The following is a 12,178-nucleotide window of genomic DNA, read 5'->3' as shown; positions in this document are numbered from 1 at the left end:
GCCATGAACAGCCTGTCCAAAAACCCTGACCACAGGCCAAATTGTCAAGGTGCTTGCTCACCAAAGGGCTGACAGACAGGTTCTACACTGAAAGGCAAAGATGCCACATCCAATCTTGAAATCACGCAAATGGATTTTCAGCCTGCTGGGTACCACCACCCTCAGCTCTTGCGTGTTTCTGGTGCCCACCCAGGGGGTTCGGGATGTGCATTTTCAGGTCAACGACACCTTGCAAGACGTTTTGCCCGATCACCTGCTGACCACCCAGCAGGTGCCCCGCACCAAGTGGATGTCCATTCCAGAGGCCCTCAAGAAAGCCCCCAATGGCAGCCTGATTCTGGCCTGCTCGGACAAAACCATCTTTTACAAGCCCTGGGGTCCTTGCTCCCACATCACCCGCAAGTGGGACGACAAAAACCTCATTGAGGCCCGCGAGTTCTTCATGAAAAATGGTTTCCATCCCCTCAGCCGCCTGTACGATTACCACGCTGTGGTGATTCTGGATGATGGCACCACTCCAGAGCAGTTGCGCACCATGGGCTTCAGGGTGAGGCAACTTCAAGACACCTATTACGACTTCACAGGTTTTCCAGACACCTATTACTGTTCCACGTACCAGAATGAACTGGCCCGTTATGCGGGCATGCCTGAGCCCATCCCCTTCAGCAAATACTGGAATGCTTACGTCCCTGCGGATGTGTTGCTCAATCCAGCAGTCAAAGTGCGGTATGTGGGGGTTCAGAATCCCAGGCCAACAGTCAAACCAGGACCAAAAGCTGAAGGCTGAAGACCAGTATGGACCGAGCAAGTTTTTCGTTTGTCAAGGTCAAGAACACATTTGTCATCCTGAACAAAATCCCCTCTGATGTTCGCTGAAGGCTGGTGAGGCTTGACACAGCCCACCCCAACCCTGCCTAAAACAGCAGCACCTTGCCAGTCAGCAAATACGGTACATTATCAGGGTGATTGACCGTTACTTAACCAAGGAAATGAAGACCCTGTGGTCCGAAGCCAACAAATACCGTGCCTGGCTGAAAGTGGAACTTGAAGCCGTCCGTGCATGGGTGAGCCTGAATGAAGTGCCGCAGGAAGCCTACGACGACCTGCTTCAAAAGTCCCAGAGCGACCCTCTGGATGAAGCTTTTGCAGATCGTGTGGCAGAAATCGAGAACGTGACCCGTCACGACATCGTGGCTTTCACCACCGCCCTCACGGAGCGTTACGGCGAGAATGCGCGGTTCATCCACCTGGGTCTGACTTCCACCGATGTGGTGGACACCGCACAGAACCTGATTCTGGACGATGCTCTGGGCATCATCATCCAAGACGTGCAAAACCTGCGTGAAGTGTGCCGTGAACAGGCTGTGGTCTACAAGCACACCCCCTGCATTGGTCGCACCCACGGCATCCATGCCGAGCCCATGACTTTCGGTCTGAAGTTCCTGAACTGGATGAGCGCTCTGGACCGCGATCTGGTGCGCCTTGAAGCCGCCCGCAAACTGGTGCGCGTGGTGATGCTGTCCGGTTCGGTGGGCACCTTTGCCCACGTGAGCCCCAAAGTGGAAGAATTCGTCGCAGAGGCTTGGGGATGGGACATCGCCAAAGTCACCAACCAGACCCTCAGCCGTGACCGCATTGCCGAAGTGATGTCGGCTCTGGCCATCTTCGGCGGAACCCTCGAAAAAATTGCCGTGGAAATCCGCCACCTGCAACGCTCTGAAGTGCGCGAAGCCATGGAACCTTTCGCCAAAGGTCAAAAAGGCTCTTCAAGCATGCCCCACAAGAAAAATCCCATCGGATGTGAAAACATCACAGGCATGGCGCGCCTGATGCGTGGCAACCTGCAGGTGGCCCTTGAGAACATGACCCTCTGGCACGAGCGGGACATCTCCCACTCCAGCGCAGAACGGGTGATCCTGCCCGACACCACTGCGGCTGCCACCTTTGCCACCCGCCGCCTGACCCGCATCCTCAAGGATCTGGTGGTCTTCCCCGAGCGCATGCTGTACAACATGAACGCTCTGGGCGGCCTGATCTTCTCGCAGCGTGTGCTGCACAAGCTGATCGATACGGGCATGCTGCGTGAAACCGCCTATGCCATCGTGCAACGCAACAGCCTGGAATCCTGGGAAACCGGTGTTCCCCTGCGCGAACTGCTGGAAAAAGACCCCGAGATGCCCCTGTCTCAGGAGCAACTCGATGCGGCTTTCAATCTGGACTGGTACCTGCGTGAAGTGGATGCCATCTACGCCCGTTTCGGCCTGTAATTTCAAAGGGCAACATTCCCTGACCTCCTTCTGCAAAGAAGGGGGTTTTTGTTGGGAACCTCTGCCAGAGAAGCACCGTATTCAGTGACAGAGGTGACCGTACCATGTTGGACCAGAAGAAAATTGTTCGCACCAGACAGGACCGGATTCTTGCCGGGGTCCTGGGAGGTCTGGGTCAGTATTTCAACATCAACCCGGCGATTTTGCGCATTGCAGTGGCTTTGCTGGCCATTTATTACCCTGTGGGTGGCGTGCTGGCCCTTGCCTACATTGCCGCCTGGATTTTGCTGCCAGAGGGACCTCTGGGCAGTGAAAAAACCTTCCCTCCCCTGTTCGGAGACTTGAAACGCTCACGCACCGAACGCATGGTGGCTGGGGTGTGTGGTGGCATCAGCCGTTACTACAAACTGGATGTGAACATCCTGCGCATCTTCTTTGTGGTGCTGACCTTGCTGTCAGGTGGCGTGCTCGCTGGGGTCTACCTGATCCTCTGGATGCTGCTTCCCCAAGAAAACCTGTGAGTTTTGAATCACAAACCCGAGATGGGGTGCACCCCATCTCGGGTTTGGATTTTTTGAAGAGGAGGTTGTTCCACCCCCCATGGACGGTCTGTCCCTTCGAAACCCGGTATCATGAGGCAGCCATGCAAGTCGTTCATACTGTTTCCGGGCTGCGCCAGATGCTGGGTCAACACCACAGCGTCGGATTCGTGCCCACCATGGGTTTTCTGCATCAGGGACATGCCAGCCTGATCCAGCAGGCCAGAGCCCAACACCAGACGGTGGTGCTGAGCATTTTCGTGAACCCCACCCAATTTGGTCCCAATGAGGACTTCGAAAAATACCCCCGCAACCTTGAGGCAGACATCCGCATTGCCGAAGAGGCCGGAGCAGACATCATTTTTGCCCCTTCTGTGCGTGAAATGTACCCGGAGGGATTTGCCACCAATATTGATGTGCAGGGGGCCGCTTTGCCTCTGGAAGGGGAAAAACGTCCAGGCCATTTCAATGGTGTGGCCACAGTGGTTTTGAAACTGCTCAACATTGTGGGGGCAGAAGCCGCTTATTTTGGTGAAAAAGATTTCCAGCAGGTGGCGGTGATCCGCCAGTTGGTGCGGGATTTCAACCATCCCACCCGCATCGTCTCCTGCCCCACAGTGCGTGAGCCCAATGGACTGGCCATGAGCAGCCGCAACAGCTATTTTTCTCCTGAGCAGAAACAGCGTGCAGACGTGATTTACCGCGCCCTGATGGCTGCCAGAGACGCTTACCAGCAGGGTGAACGCAGGTCTGAAGCGATTTTGCAAGCAGGAAGGGTGGTCTTGGAGGGTGAAGAAGCGTTAAACTTGGAATACTTCACACTGGTGGATGCAGCAACCCTGCAACACGTCGAAGTGATCGGCGATTCTGACCACAGGCTTCTCGTGGCTGCACGGCTTTTCAACGTGCGCCTGATCGACAACATGGGACTGGTATGATTGGTGAACTTGCTATCCAAATGATTTCCCGGCGAGCCTCCGACATTCACTTGCATGTCGGCTCCCCACCCATCGCTCGAATTGACGGTCACCTGTCCCGTTTTGGTGACAAGATCTTAACCCCCGATGACATGCGCTCGATTGTCAAAGAACTGATGACCGAGCGTCAACTTGCTGAATTCGAACACCGCTACGAGTTGGACTTCGGGTATTCGTTCCCGAGTGTGGGTCGTTTCCGTTGCAACGTGTTCAAACAGCGTGGCAGTGTGGGCATTGTGATGCGGGTCATCCACAACAACATTCCCAGCTTCGAATCTCTGGGCCTGCCCACCACTTTGCTGGAAGATTACGTGAATCAGGACCGGGGTCTGATTCTGGTGACCGGTCCCACCGGTTCCGGAAAATCCACCACCCTCGCCAGCATGGTGGATTACATCAACCGCCACTTTGCTTACAACATCATCACCATTGAAGATCCCATCGAGTTCTTGCACAAGAACCACCAGAGCATCGTGGTCCAGCGTGAAGTGGGTCAGGACACCTCTGATTTCAAAAGCGCCCTGAAGTATGCTTTGCGTCAGGATCCAGATGTGATTCTGATCGGCGAGATGCGGGACAAGGAAACCGTAGAAGCGGCGCTTTCAGCTGCCCAGACTGGACACCTTGTGCTCAGCACCCTGCACACCCAGGATGCCATGCGCACCGTGAACCGCATCATTGATTTCTTTGCGCCACACGAAAGGGAACAAATCCGCATTCAGTTGTCGGATTCCTTGATTGGGATTGTCAGCCAGCGTTTGCTCCGCAAGGCCACGGGCGAGGGTCGCGTGCTGGCTTACGAGGCCCTGATCAACACCCCCCTCATCCGTGAATACATCCGCGATGAGGAAAAAACCCCCCTCATCAAAGATGCACTGGCCGAAGGCAGCCTGCGTGGCATGCACACGTTCGACCAGTACCTTGTGCGCCTGTACGAAGAACAACTCATCACCCTTGATGAGGCGATTGCCAGTGCAACCAGCGCGCACGAACTCCGACTCATGCTCACCTCCAGCAACAGCTGGTAAAATAAGCCTTCTCAGGCAAACGCGAGTGAAGACCACTCGCGTTGTCTACTGAAACCCCGCAAAAGAAGGAAAACCATGACCAAAACACACGAAATCACCGTCAAAGGCTACGAAAAGCTGGTCAATGACCTGGATCACCTGAAGAAAGTCCGCCGCCCCGAGATCAGCGATTACATGGGCAAAGCCATTGCAGACGGAGACCTCCGCGAAAGTGCTGCCTACGATGAGGCACGCATGCTGCAATCCGAGAACGAAGCCAAAATTGCCGAGCTGGAAGAACTGGTCAGCAAAGCTGTGGTGATCATTGAGGACCTGTCCGAACTCAAGAGCGCCTCTGTGGACCTCTCCAAAGTCAAATACCGCGTGGAAGCCAGCCGCAGAAGCGGTGTGGCCCTCGGAGCCAAAGTGGAAATCCAGGACGATAAAGGCAAACTGCACACCTTTGAAATCGTGGGCGCTTACGAAGCCGACGTGTTCAAAAAGAAAATCAGCGACCAGAGCCCTCTGGGTCAGGAGTTGCTGGGCAAGGGTGTCGGTGATGTGGTGGTGGTGCGTCCCAACGAGAAAACCACCGTCAAGTACACCATCAAAGCCATTCACTTCGATTGAGCTTCTCTGCTGCTTTGAGGCAGTATCAAGCCCTTCCATTGGAAGGGCTTTTTTGATGGCTGGATGCTGGGCTCAGGATTGCAAATGGGCTTCCAAGAACCACAGGCGTTTGTCCAGAGCGGTGCTGACTTCGGTGAACAGATCGGCAGTCACCTTGTCTCCTTTTTCATCGGCATCATTGATGTTTTCACGGGCACATCGGGCAGCCACGGCGTAAGCGTCGGAAAGGGCACTGATGTAGGAACGCACATCCGTGAGTTGCACGGACAACTCGGGCAAACGGGTGCTTTTGGCACTCTGACGCACCGTTCCCAGAGCATATCCTCCCAGAGTGGAAGCCCTTTCAGCCAGTTCGTCAATGAAGGTCAGCAGTTCTGCAGCATGTTGGTCCAGCAGTTCATGGACCGCGATGAACTGCATGCCTTTGAGGTTCCAGTGGGCTTGCTTCACCTGAGAATACAGGTCAAAAAGATCAGCCACCAGTTGATTCAAGCGGTCGGTCATGGCATGGCGGGTTTCGGAATTGAGGTCCAGTCGGGTGTGAAAAGTGCGGTTTTCCATTTTTCCTCCTTGATCAAAGTTCTGTTTGAAATTAGCATTTGCATTTCAGGGGTTTTGCATGAACACCCACAAAAATCCTTTCAAAGATTTGTCGTCTGAAACACTTTGCGTCAGAGGTCTAACTTGCCATGTTGATTTTTTTACTGTTGTGTAAGATAATTTTCAATCATAGTTACAACTTCTGAACCCGGATTTCCTCCGGGTTGTCCATCATTCTGGTCTTCTCTCCTGCTTCTCTGGAGGCTCCATGCCACAGCGTCCCCTGAAAATACAGCCACACCTTCCCCTGCGCGACATCCAGCACCGCTACAAGAACTGCCCTTCCATCAAAGAAAAAATGCGCTGGCAGGTGATCTGGCTGATGAGCAAACATCCCGATTTCACTGTGCAGCACATTGCAGAGATCACAGGCTTCACCGAAGTCTGGGTGCGAAAAATCGTGCACCGCTGGAACGAAGATGGCCCCAACGGTCTGATGGACGGTCACCGACACAATCCCGGTGGCAAACGCAAATCCCTCAGCGATGAGCAAGCCGAGGTGCTGCAAAAAGCACTGCTGGATGCCCCTCCGGGAGGAGGCCGCTGGACCGCCAACACCATCTCCGAATGGATTGAAAACCACCTGCAGGTGAAAATGCATCCGGTCACTGCATGGAGCTATGTCAAGCGCCTGGATTTCATCTACCAGCAGATTTACGGTGAACCCATGCCCATTTACCGACCTGAGAAAGCCTGAGCATTGCTCAGGCTTTTTTGATTCTCTTTTGAAGCTGGTGATTTGTTGGGATCCCAACAAGGGCTTTTTCAGTGTCAGATTTCAGTGCCAGATTTTGGACACTTCATCGAAATTCATGAAGGCATCGAGGACCACCGGCAAACGCAAGCGCCAGTGTTTCTCAGAGTGGGTGGCCCCAGTCACTTCCTGATAAGCCACCTGATGTCCTGCACGGATGAGGTCCTCACGCAAAGCCCGGACTTTCTTGAGGTTTTCCTGATTCAAAGCGTGTGCTCCGGCCTCATGGGTGCCGGTGTCCAGATAAATGCGGTTGTGCCCCTGGGAAGCGTGGATGAAAGCGTTCACATCCGGTCCCCACACCCAGAGCGATGGGCTGATGCATGCTGTCAGGGCCACCGAATACTTGAGGCCCAGATACAGGGCACACACCCCGGCCAGACCTGCCCCCATCACGGCAATGTTCTGCCCATGCATCTTCAGACCGTACTCACGGCCAATTTTGGGCAGCACATCACTGAAAATGGCTTCTCCAAGAGCAGAAGCCCCTTTCTTGAGGTTGTACTCGTGCAAACGGGCGTGGGCTTCTCCGGCGTTGTCGATGGCCACCACAGCAAAAGCTTCGCCTTTCATGGCACGGGCCTGCAACACCTGATGGGCATTCCAGGACTCAATGAAAGCCGTGGACTGATCGAAAGCATTCTGACCGTCCAGCATGACCAAAACTCGGGCTTCTCTGGGATTCAAATTGTCAGGAATAAAAACCCGGATGGATCGGGGTTCCGTCCATGCTCTGGCTCCCATTTGCAACACTTCCAGCACACTCACCGCTCCTTTAATAACGCGATCATATCAGGTTGTTTCCAGCATTTGCCGACGACGCACGAGGAAGTCCCCAAATCCGGGGAACACCTGCTCCAGAGTGATCAGGATTTTATAATAGCCCGGAATGACCACTTCTGCTCGGGGGTGCTTGAGGAGTTTCAAAATCAATTCTGCCACTTTGCCGGGTGGAATTTTGGGCACTTTGCGTTTTGCGGTCATGTCGGTTTCCACAAAGCCCGGTGCAATCAGGGAAACATGCACTCCGGTGCCGAGCAATTCACGTCTCAATGCCAGAGAAAAACCCCTCAGGCCAAACTTGGAGGCCGAGTACAGGGTGCTGACTGGAACCTGCCCAGCCACAGACCCCATGTTGATGATGTGCCCCTGTTTGCGTTCCAGCATGTCAGGCAACACCATTTGGGTCAGGCGAATGGCCGCCATCAAATTGAGCTGCACCACATCCATGGACCGCACATCCTGATGCCAACCCGGTCCCCGGCTGATGCCTGCATTGTTGATGAGCACATCAATGGGTCCAAACGTGGCTCTGGCTTCACGCACCAGATTTTCGAGTTCTTGTTCGACACGCAAATCCGCTTTGACGGGAAACAGAAATTCAGGTCCATACATGGCTTGCAGAGGAGCAAACCGATCATAACGTCGGGCTGCCACCGTCACCTGATGCCCTGCTTCCAGCAAAGCTTCGGCCGTGATCAGTCCAATTCCACTTGAGGCCCCTGTGATCAGAATGTGCATCGCTGTCCTCAAACCTCCATGTTGTGACTGGTCCAAATCTTAAAGGATCGATCTGACGGCAGCCTGACTGGATTTCCTTACTTTACACGATGATGTTCAGGTACACTGATGGACGATCTGAACCATGCGAATTGCCATCCTTTCTGACACCCATGGCCTGCTGCGCCCAGAGGTCAAAACCCTCCTCGCAGACGCCGACTTCATCCTGCATGCTGGTGATGTGGGCAAACCCGAAATCCACGACGAGCTCTCCTCCATTGCCCCCATGTATGCGGTGCGTGGCAATGTGGACCGCGATCCATGGTTTTACCGCCACACCCCCAAAACCCACGCCATCAAACTGGGAGAGGTGTGGTTTTACCTGCTTCACAACCTCGAAGAACTGGATCTGAAGCCAGAGGAAGGGGGTTTTGATGTGATCATTTCCGGGCACACCCACATCCCGAAGGCTGAGAAAAGAGGCGGAGTGCTTTTTCTGAATCCGGGGTCCATTGGCCCCAAGCGCTTCAATTTACCAATCAGCATGGCCTGGTTGACCATCGAAGGCAAAAAAATCCAGCACAAATTTGTGGTGTTTTGATTGCAAAACGCTGGCCTTGCCATGGTCGCTTTTCAGCATTTTCCACAGACAACCAAAAGCCCACCCTTTAAACTCCCAGCATGGACTTTGCACAGAACACTGCAGATTTTCTGGCCGGAGAGGTCAAACACATCATTCAAGACGACAGCAATTACGAGGTTTCCAGCCACCTGACCGGTGAGCATCTGGAACTGCTGGTGCGCAACGGCCAGAAAGGGGTCAACTTGCGCTTTGCCAGAGGATTCATTGAGCAAAGCGACCGCATTGCCGCTCTGGAAGCTCTGGATCAGCACATCCGCTATGCCATTCAAGAAGGTCTTTTTGCCGACAGCGAGGGAAATTATCCCAGCATGGACATTCCTGCAGTCCACTGAAGTGGAGTACATCAAAAAACGCCCGGACAACCGGGCGTGAATTTTGGCTTTCAGATGACCTGTCCGGACTGAAAACCCGGCACGTGGTAGCCCATTTCCTGAAAACGCTGGGCCACTTCACGCAGGGTGGCATGGATGCGGTGTTTGAAATCACCATGCTGGCAACTGGCCAGCAGTTTCCCCTGATGGAAGGCACAAAAACCATTCACAAACACAGGGGTTTCTGCACCCACCTCCTGCACCTCTTCCACTTCTTCCAACCAGCGCAACTCAATGCCGTGAAACCCGAAGAACGTCACCATTTCTTCAAATTTGGGATCCAGACGGCTGCGCCAGAGATCGCTTCCATCATAACTCTCCATGAAATTTAGCTTATGACGTAAAAACGTGACCAACTGTTGCCACTTCACTGTTGGCCCTTCATGAAATACAAAAGAATGCAAAAGCAAGAAAGGAGCCTCTGGAGGCCCCTTTGCTGCTATTTTTTGATGCGGATCAGGTCGGTCAGCACCCCTTCGAGGCCGCCATACACACTGATGTTGTCGATTTTTTCGGTGACCCTTTCCAGGGTTTCCAGTTCCTTGAGGCGCAAGGCCACAGGGTTGTCTTCCATGACTCTGGCGGTGTTCAGAAGGCTGCGGGTGGCAGCGGTTTCTTCACGCCTGCGGATCACATTGGCCTGAGCAGATTTCTCGGCCTGCACCACCTGAGACAAGATGGTTTTCATCTCTCCGGGCAGGATGATGTCTCTGACCCCCACCGATTCCATTTCGATGCCCAGACCTTCGGTTTTGCTGCGGATGTGCTCTTTCACCACCGCGTCCAGCACCCCTTTGTCTTCCAGAAGCTCGTCCAGAGAACGGGTTCCCACCGCGGTTCTCAGGCCCAGTTGCAGTTCACGGTACAGGTACTGCTCGATGTCCGAGAATTTGGCTGTGGCCACCAGCACATCGGTGATGCGGTACCCGGCACTCAGGTTGAGGCGCAGGGCCACCTTGTCGCGGGTCAGGATTTCCTGACCGCTCACTTCAAGGGTCTGCAAACGCTGATCGGACAGTTTGACCCGGTAACTGCGGCCAAATTTCCAGAATGCGTAGCGCCCGGCCTTCAGAAGTCGGCTGAATGCACCATCCACGAACAGCATGCCCAGATGGTACTCAGGCACCTCGATTTCATCGATGGCGTAGGTCCGAACTGCGGTCTCAGCGGTTTTCAGGGCGTCGTACTGCTCGGGGGTGACTTCAAAGTTCTGCTGAACGCTCAGGCGTTCCACCTCCAGACCCGCAGCTTTGAGGTACATCAGACCCTGTCCCGCAGCACGCACATCGATCACCTTCTGGTTGTGGCGAACCACCCCAATCTCGGTGTCAGACAGCTTGCAGACATCGAACAGGTCCAGCCAATCGGCATGCAGGGTGCGGATCACCTCCTGGGTGTTCTGGTCCAGACTCTGGCGCAGGTTCACGTAAGACACAGCTGTTCTCTGGGCCTCCTGCAAGTACAGTTTGCGCTGACCGGGCAGCACCAGATCCGCAAGGCGTCCAGAGCGTTCCACCAGAGCATACTGGCGGTCTCCGGGATTCACGTCGGTGAACACGCGGTTCAGGACGGCACTGTACTTCTGGGTCAGCAACAGGTGGTTTGCAGGCAGGCTCAGGCCCCCTTTGACCTCCAGTGTTTCGATGTCCAGAGGGGTGAATCCCTTCCAGTACAGTTGCACAGTGCGGGGCGTCACCACATCCAGCAAGTCCTGATTTCTGCACACCACTGCAACCTGTCCTTCTCTGGTGCGAACCACTTCGAAGAATTCAGCGATCAGGTCGGTGCGCTCTGACAGCAAGTAGTCCTGCAAAGCGTGTTTGAACAGGGGCTGGTTGATGTTGAAGGTTTCCAGGCTGTAGCCGCGCCCCCAGAAGGTGTACTCTCCCCCTTTCAGGATGCGAACCAGACGGTCTTTCTGGTACAGCAAGGCACGCTCGAAGGGCTTGACGGAAACTCGGGTGGTGAACACGTTGGTTTGCAGGTTTTTCATGGTCTGCGCACCTCCTTTCGCACAACCAGAGGGGTGCGAAACCTCGGGTCGGTGATGTGGCGGATTGTGAATGAAACAATGTTTTCTGAAAGGGGTTTTTGAGAAAGGGTTTCTGGTGTTGTGGGTCTTCAAAACGGACCCCTCAAGGGGAAATCACCTTCATCCATGGAGTCATGCCTGCACTCCCGTTGCGGCGGACGCCTCAAACGCTCTGGCATCCTGCCTGAACGGGGCGGAGGACAAGCCTCGATGGACGACGGAGGCTTTCGGTGCTCCAGAGGAAATTGACCTGAACAGCTTGAAACCCTGCCTTTGACAGCAGAACTTCAAGTGAAAAGAGCAAGGTCCTCTGGAAGGCCACAAAAGCATTCCCCTTTTGGAAGCCCAAATCTCAGAGGTCACGATTTTCAGTCGTGGGATGGGTTTACAGGATTCGAACCTGTACCGTCTGATTTTGAGTCAGATGCTCTACCATTAAGCGAAAACCAAAGTTGGATGCAGGAGTCGAACCTGCTGTGGGAAAACCCGACGAATCCCGAATTCGTTGCCCGGCCCCGGGCGGATCCGCAAGTGAAAAGGATTTGAACCTTTGACCTGATGGACGTTCCATCCGCTCTACCAGACTGAGCCATCACTTGTGGAAATCCAGAGTGGTACACAGCATCGGCAAAACCGCCTGTGCCAGCAGGGCATCAGAACCCTGACCGCTACACTGTCTTTCCGTTCATCAAAGTACCAGAATGTGCATGCAGGCACCATCAAAGAAAAAGCCTACCAGAGAGGAAAAACTGGCTTAAGCGCTTCTATTGACCCTTGGGGAATTTGATGAAGTTTTGGACGGTTCAGAGGCCGAAAAACTGCTGGAAAAGTTTGACCCTCTTTTGTTCCCAGGTCCCC

At 54.2% G+C, this 12,178-nt stretch carries 15 protein-coding genes and 2 tRNA genes; 10 read left to right on the top strand and 7 right to left on the bottom strand.

What is annotated here, in order from left to right; genetic code table 11:
• Nucleotides 1-100: 100 nt before the first annotated feature.
• The 6 genes from Q371_RS17405 (at nucleotide 101) to Q371_RS17375 (ending at nucleotide 5,420) form a co-directional block, all read left to right on the top strand.
• Nucleotides 101-787, top strand: a complete 687-nt coding sequence (locus Q371_RS17405) for a hypothetical protein (RefSeq protein ID WP_034342665.1) — start codon at nucleotides 101-103, stop codon at nucleotides 785-787.
• A gap of 175 nt (nucleotides 788-962) precedes the next feature.
• Entirely contained in the window at nucleotides 963-2,267 is a 1,305-nt protein-coding gene (gene purB / locus Q371_RS17400) for an adenylosuccinate lyase (protein ID WP_034342663.1), read from the top strand.
• Between the two features lie 104 nt (nucleotides 2,268-2,371).
• A complete protein-coding gene (locus Q371_RS27785) occupies nucleotides 2,372-2,788 on the top strand; it encodes a PspC domain-containing protein (RefSeq protein WP_051964697.1) in 417 nt (138 codons plus the stop codon).
• 122 nt (nucleotides 2,789-2,910) lie between these two features.
• Nucleotides 2,911-3,744, top strand: coding sequence for a pantoate--beta-alanine ligase (gene panC / locus Q371_RS17385; RefSeq protein WP_034342723.1), 834 nt, complete (start codon nucleotides 2,911-2,913; stop codon nucleotides 3,742-3,744).
• The gene (locus tag Q371_RS17380; RefSeq protein ID WP_034342662.1) at nucleotides 3,741-4,811 is read left to right on the top strand and encodes a type IV pilus twitching motility protein PilT; all 1,071 of its coding nucleotides are present in this window, start codon (nucleotides 3,741-3,743) and stop codon (nucleotides 4,809-4,811) included. Before panC ends, Q371_RS17380 begins: the two co-directional genes overlap by 4 nt.
• 75 nt (nucleotides 4,812-4,886) lie before the next feature.
• Nucleotides 4,887-5,420 (top strand): GreA/GreB family elongation factor, encoded by a 534-nt coding sequence (locus tag Q371_RS17375; RefSeq protein ID WP_034342659.1) that lies wholly within the window; start codon nucleotides 4,887-4,889, stop codon nucleotides 5,418-5,420.
• Between the two features lie 72 nt (nucleotides 5,421-5,492).
• Here Q371_RS17375 and dps read toward each other — a convergent pair whose 3' ends face one another.
• Nucleotides 5,493-5,981 carry a DNA starvation/stationary phase protection protein Dps gene (dps, locus tag Q371_RS17370; protein ID WP_034342657.1) on the bottom strand — a complete coding sequence of 163 codons (489 nt, stop codon included), beginning with the start codon at nucleotides 5,979-5,981 and terminating at the stop codon, nucleotides 5,493-5,495.
• A gap of 247 nt (nucleotides 5,982-6,228) precedes the next feature.
• Here dps and Q371_RS17365 point away from each other — a divergent pair, with 247 nt between their 5' ends.
• Nucleotides 6,229-6,717 carry a helix-turn-helix domain-containing protein gene (locus Q371_RS17365; protein WP_034342655.1) on the top strand — a complete coding sequence of 163 codons (489 nt, stop codon included), beginning with the start codon at nucleotides 6,229-6,231 and terminating at the stop codon, nucleotides 6,715-6,717.
• A gap of 81 nt (nucleotides 6,718-6,798) precedes the next feature.
• Here the strand turns inward: Q371_RS17365 and Q371_RS17360 are convergent, their stop codons facing one another.
• Both Q371_RS17360 and Q371_RS17355 read right to left on the bottom strand, forming a co-directional pair.
• Complete coding sequence (locus tag Q371_RS17360) at nucleotides 6,799-7,542, bottom strand: alpha/beta hydrolase (protein ID WP_034342653.1); 744 nt, start codon at nucleotides 7,540-7,542, stop codon at nucleotides 6,799-6,801.
• Nucleotides 7,543-7,566: 24 nt separating this feature from the next.
• Nucleotides 7,567-8,295, bottom strand: a complete 729-nt coding sequence (locus Q371_RS17355; RefSeq protein ID WP_034342652.1) for an SDR family NAD(P)-dependent oxidoreductase — start codon at nucleotides 8,293-8,295, stop codon at nucleotides 7,567-7,569.
• A gap of 124 nt (nucleotides 8,296-8,419) precedes the next feature.
• On the opposite strand from Q371_RS17355, the gene Q371_RS17350 reads away from it, so the two are divergent.
• Nucleotides 8,420-8,875, top strand: a complete 456-nt coding sequence (locus tag Q371_RS17350; RefSeq protein WP_034342650.1) for a metallophosphoesterase family protein — start codon at nucleotides 8,420-8,422, stop codon at nucleotides 8,873-8,875.
• An 80-nt stretch (nucleotides 8,876-8,955) separates the two neighbouring features.
• Nucleotides 8,956-9,249: a hypothetical protein gene (locus Q371_RS17345; RefSeq protein WP_034342649.1), complete on the top strand. Its 294-nt coding sequence runs from the start codon at nucleotides 8,956-8,958 to the stop codon at nucleotides 9,247-9,249.
• Nucleotides 9,250-9,299: 50 nt separating this feature from the next.
• On the opposite strand, the gene Q371_RS17340 is transcribed toward Q371_RS17345, so the two are convergent.
• Both Q371_RS17340 and Q371_RS17335 read right to left on the bottom strand, forming a co-directional pair.
• Nucleotides 9,300-9,611, bottom strand: a complete 312-nt coding sequence (locus Q371_RS17340; RefSeq protein ID WP_034342646.1) for a hypothetical protein — start codon at nucleotides 9,609-9,611, stop codon at nucleotides 9,300-9,302.
• Nucleotides 9,612-9,727: 116 nt separating this feature from the next.
• On the bottom strand, nucleotides 9,728-11,281 hold the full coding sequence (locus Q371_RS17335; RefSeq protein ID WP_051964695.1) for a slipin family protein: 1,554 nt from the start codon (nucleotides 11,279-11,281) through the stop codon (nucleotides 9,728-9,730).
• 165 nt (nucleotides 11,282-11,446) lie between these two features.
• Between Q371_RS17335 and Q371_RS28110 the strand changes: the two genes are divergently transcribed.
• Nucleotides 11,447-11,569 carry a hypothetical protein gene (locus Q371_RS28110; protein WP_281174326.1) on the top strand — a complete coding sequence of 41 codons (123 nt, stop codon included), beginning with the start codon at nucleotides 11,447-11,449 and terminating at the stop codon, nucleotides 11,567-11,569.
• A 130-nt stretch (nucleotides 11,570-11,699) separates the two neighbouring features.
• Here the strand turns inward: Q371_RS28110 and Q371_RS17330 are convergent.
• Together Q371_RS17330 and Q371_RS17325 are read right to left on the bottom strand one after the other, a co-directional pair.
• Nucleotides 11,700-11,770, bottom strand: a tRNA-Leu gene (locus Q371_RS17330).
• 77 nt (nucleotides 11,771-11,847) lie between these two features.
• Nucleotides 11,848-11,919: transfer RNA gene (locus Q371_RS17325), tRNA-Arg, on the bottom strand.
• Nucleotides 11,920-12,178: the final 259 nt, after the last annotated feature.

Origin of the sequence: Deinococcus misasensis DSM 22328 (assembly GCF_000745915.1) — a bacterium.
Lineage (GTDB): Bacteria > Deinococcota > Deinococci > Deinococcales > Deinococcaceae > Deinococcus_C > Deinococcus_C misasensis.
This window is presented reverse-complemented; position numbering and strand designations above follow the sequence as displayed.

Coding starts and splice junctions, on each gene's coding strand:
- Q371_RS17355 (WP_034342652.1), bottom strand. CDS start 8,295: ATGCACATTCTGATCACAGGGGCCTCAAGTGGAATTGGACTGATCACG.
- Q371_RS17335 (WP_051964695.1), bottom strand. CDS start 11,281: ATGAAAAACCTGCAAACCAACGTGTTCACCACCCGAGTTTCCGTCAAG.
- Q371_RS17350 (WP_034342650.1), top strand. CDS start 8,420: ATGCGAATTGCCATCCTTTCTGACACCCATGGCCTGCTGCGCCCAGAG.
- Q371_RS28110 (WP_281174326.1), top strand. CDS start 11,447: ATGGAGTCATGCCTGCACTCCCGTTGCGGCGGACGCCTCAAACGCTCT.
- Q371_RS17380 (WP_034342662.1), top strand. CDS start 3,741: ATGATTGGTGAACTTGCTATCCAAATGATTTCCCGGCGAGCCTCCGAC.
- Q371_RS17365 (WP_034342655.1), top strand. CDS start 6,229: ATGCCACAGCGTCCCCTGAAAATACAGCCACACCTTCCCCTGCGCGAC.
- Q371_RS17375 (WP_034342659.1), top strand. CDS start 4,887: ATGACCAAAACACACGAAATCACCGTCAAAGGCTACGAAAAGCTGGTC.
- Q371_RS17345 (WP_034342649.1), top strand. CDS start 8,956: ATGGACTTTGCACAGAACACTGCAGATTTTCTGGCCGGAGAGGTCAAA.
- panC (WP_034342723.1), top strand. CDS start 2,911: ATGCAAGTCGTTCATACTGTTTCCGGGCTGCGCCAGATGCTGGGTCAA.
- Q371_RS17405 (WP_034342665.1), top strand. CDS start 101: ATGCCACATCCAATCTTGAAATCACGCAAATGGATTTTCAGCCTGCTG.
- Q371_RS27785 (WP_051964697.1), top strand. CDS start 2,372: ATGTTGGACCAGAAGAAAATTGTTCGCACCAGACAGGACCGGATTCTT.
- Q371_RS17340 (WP_034342646.1), bottom strand. CDS start 9,611: ATGGAGAGTTATGATGGAAGCGATCTCTGGCGCAGCCGTCTGGATCCC.
- dps (WP_034342657.1), bottom strand. CDS start 5,981: ATGGAAAACCGCACTTTTCACACCCGACTGGACCTCAATTCCGAAACC.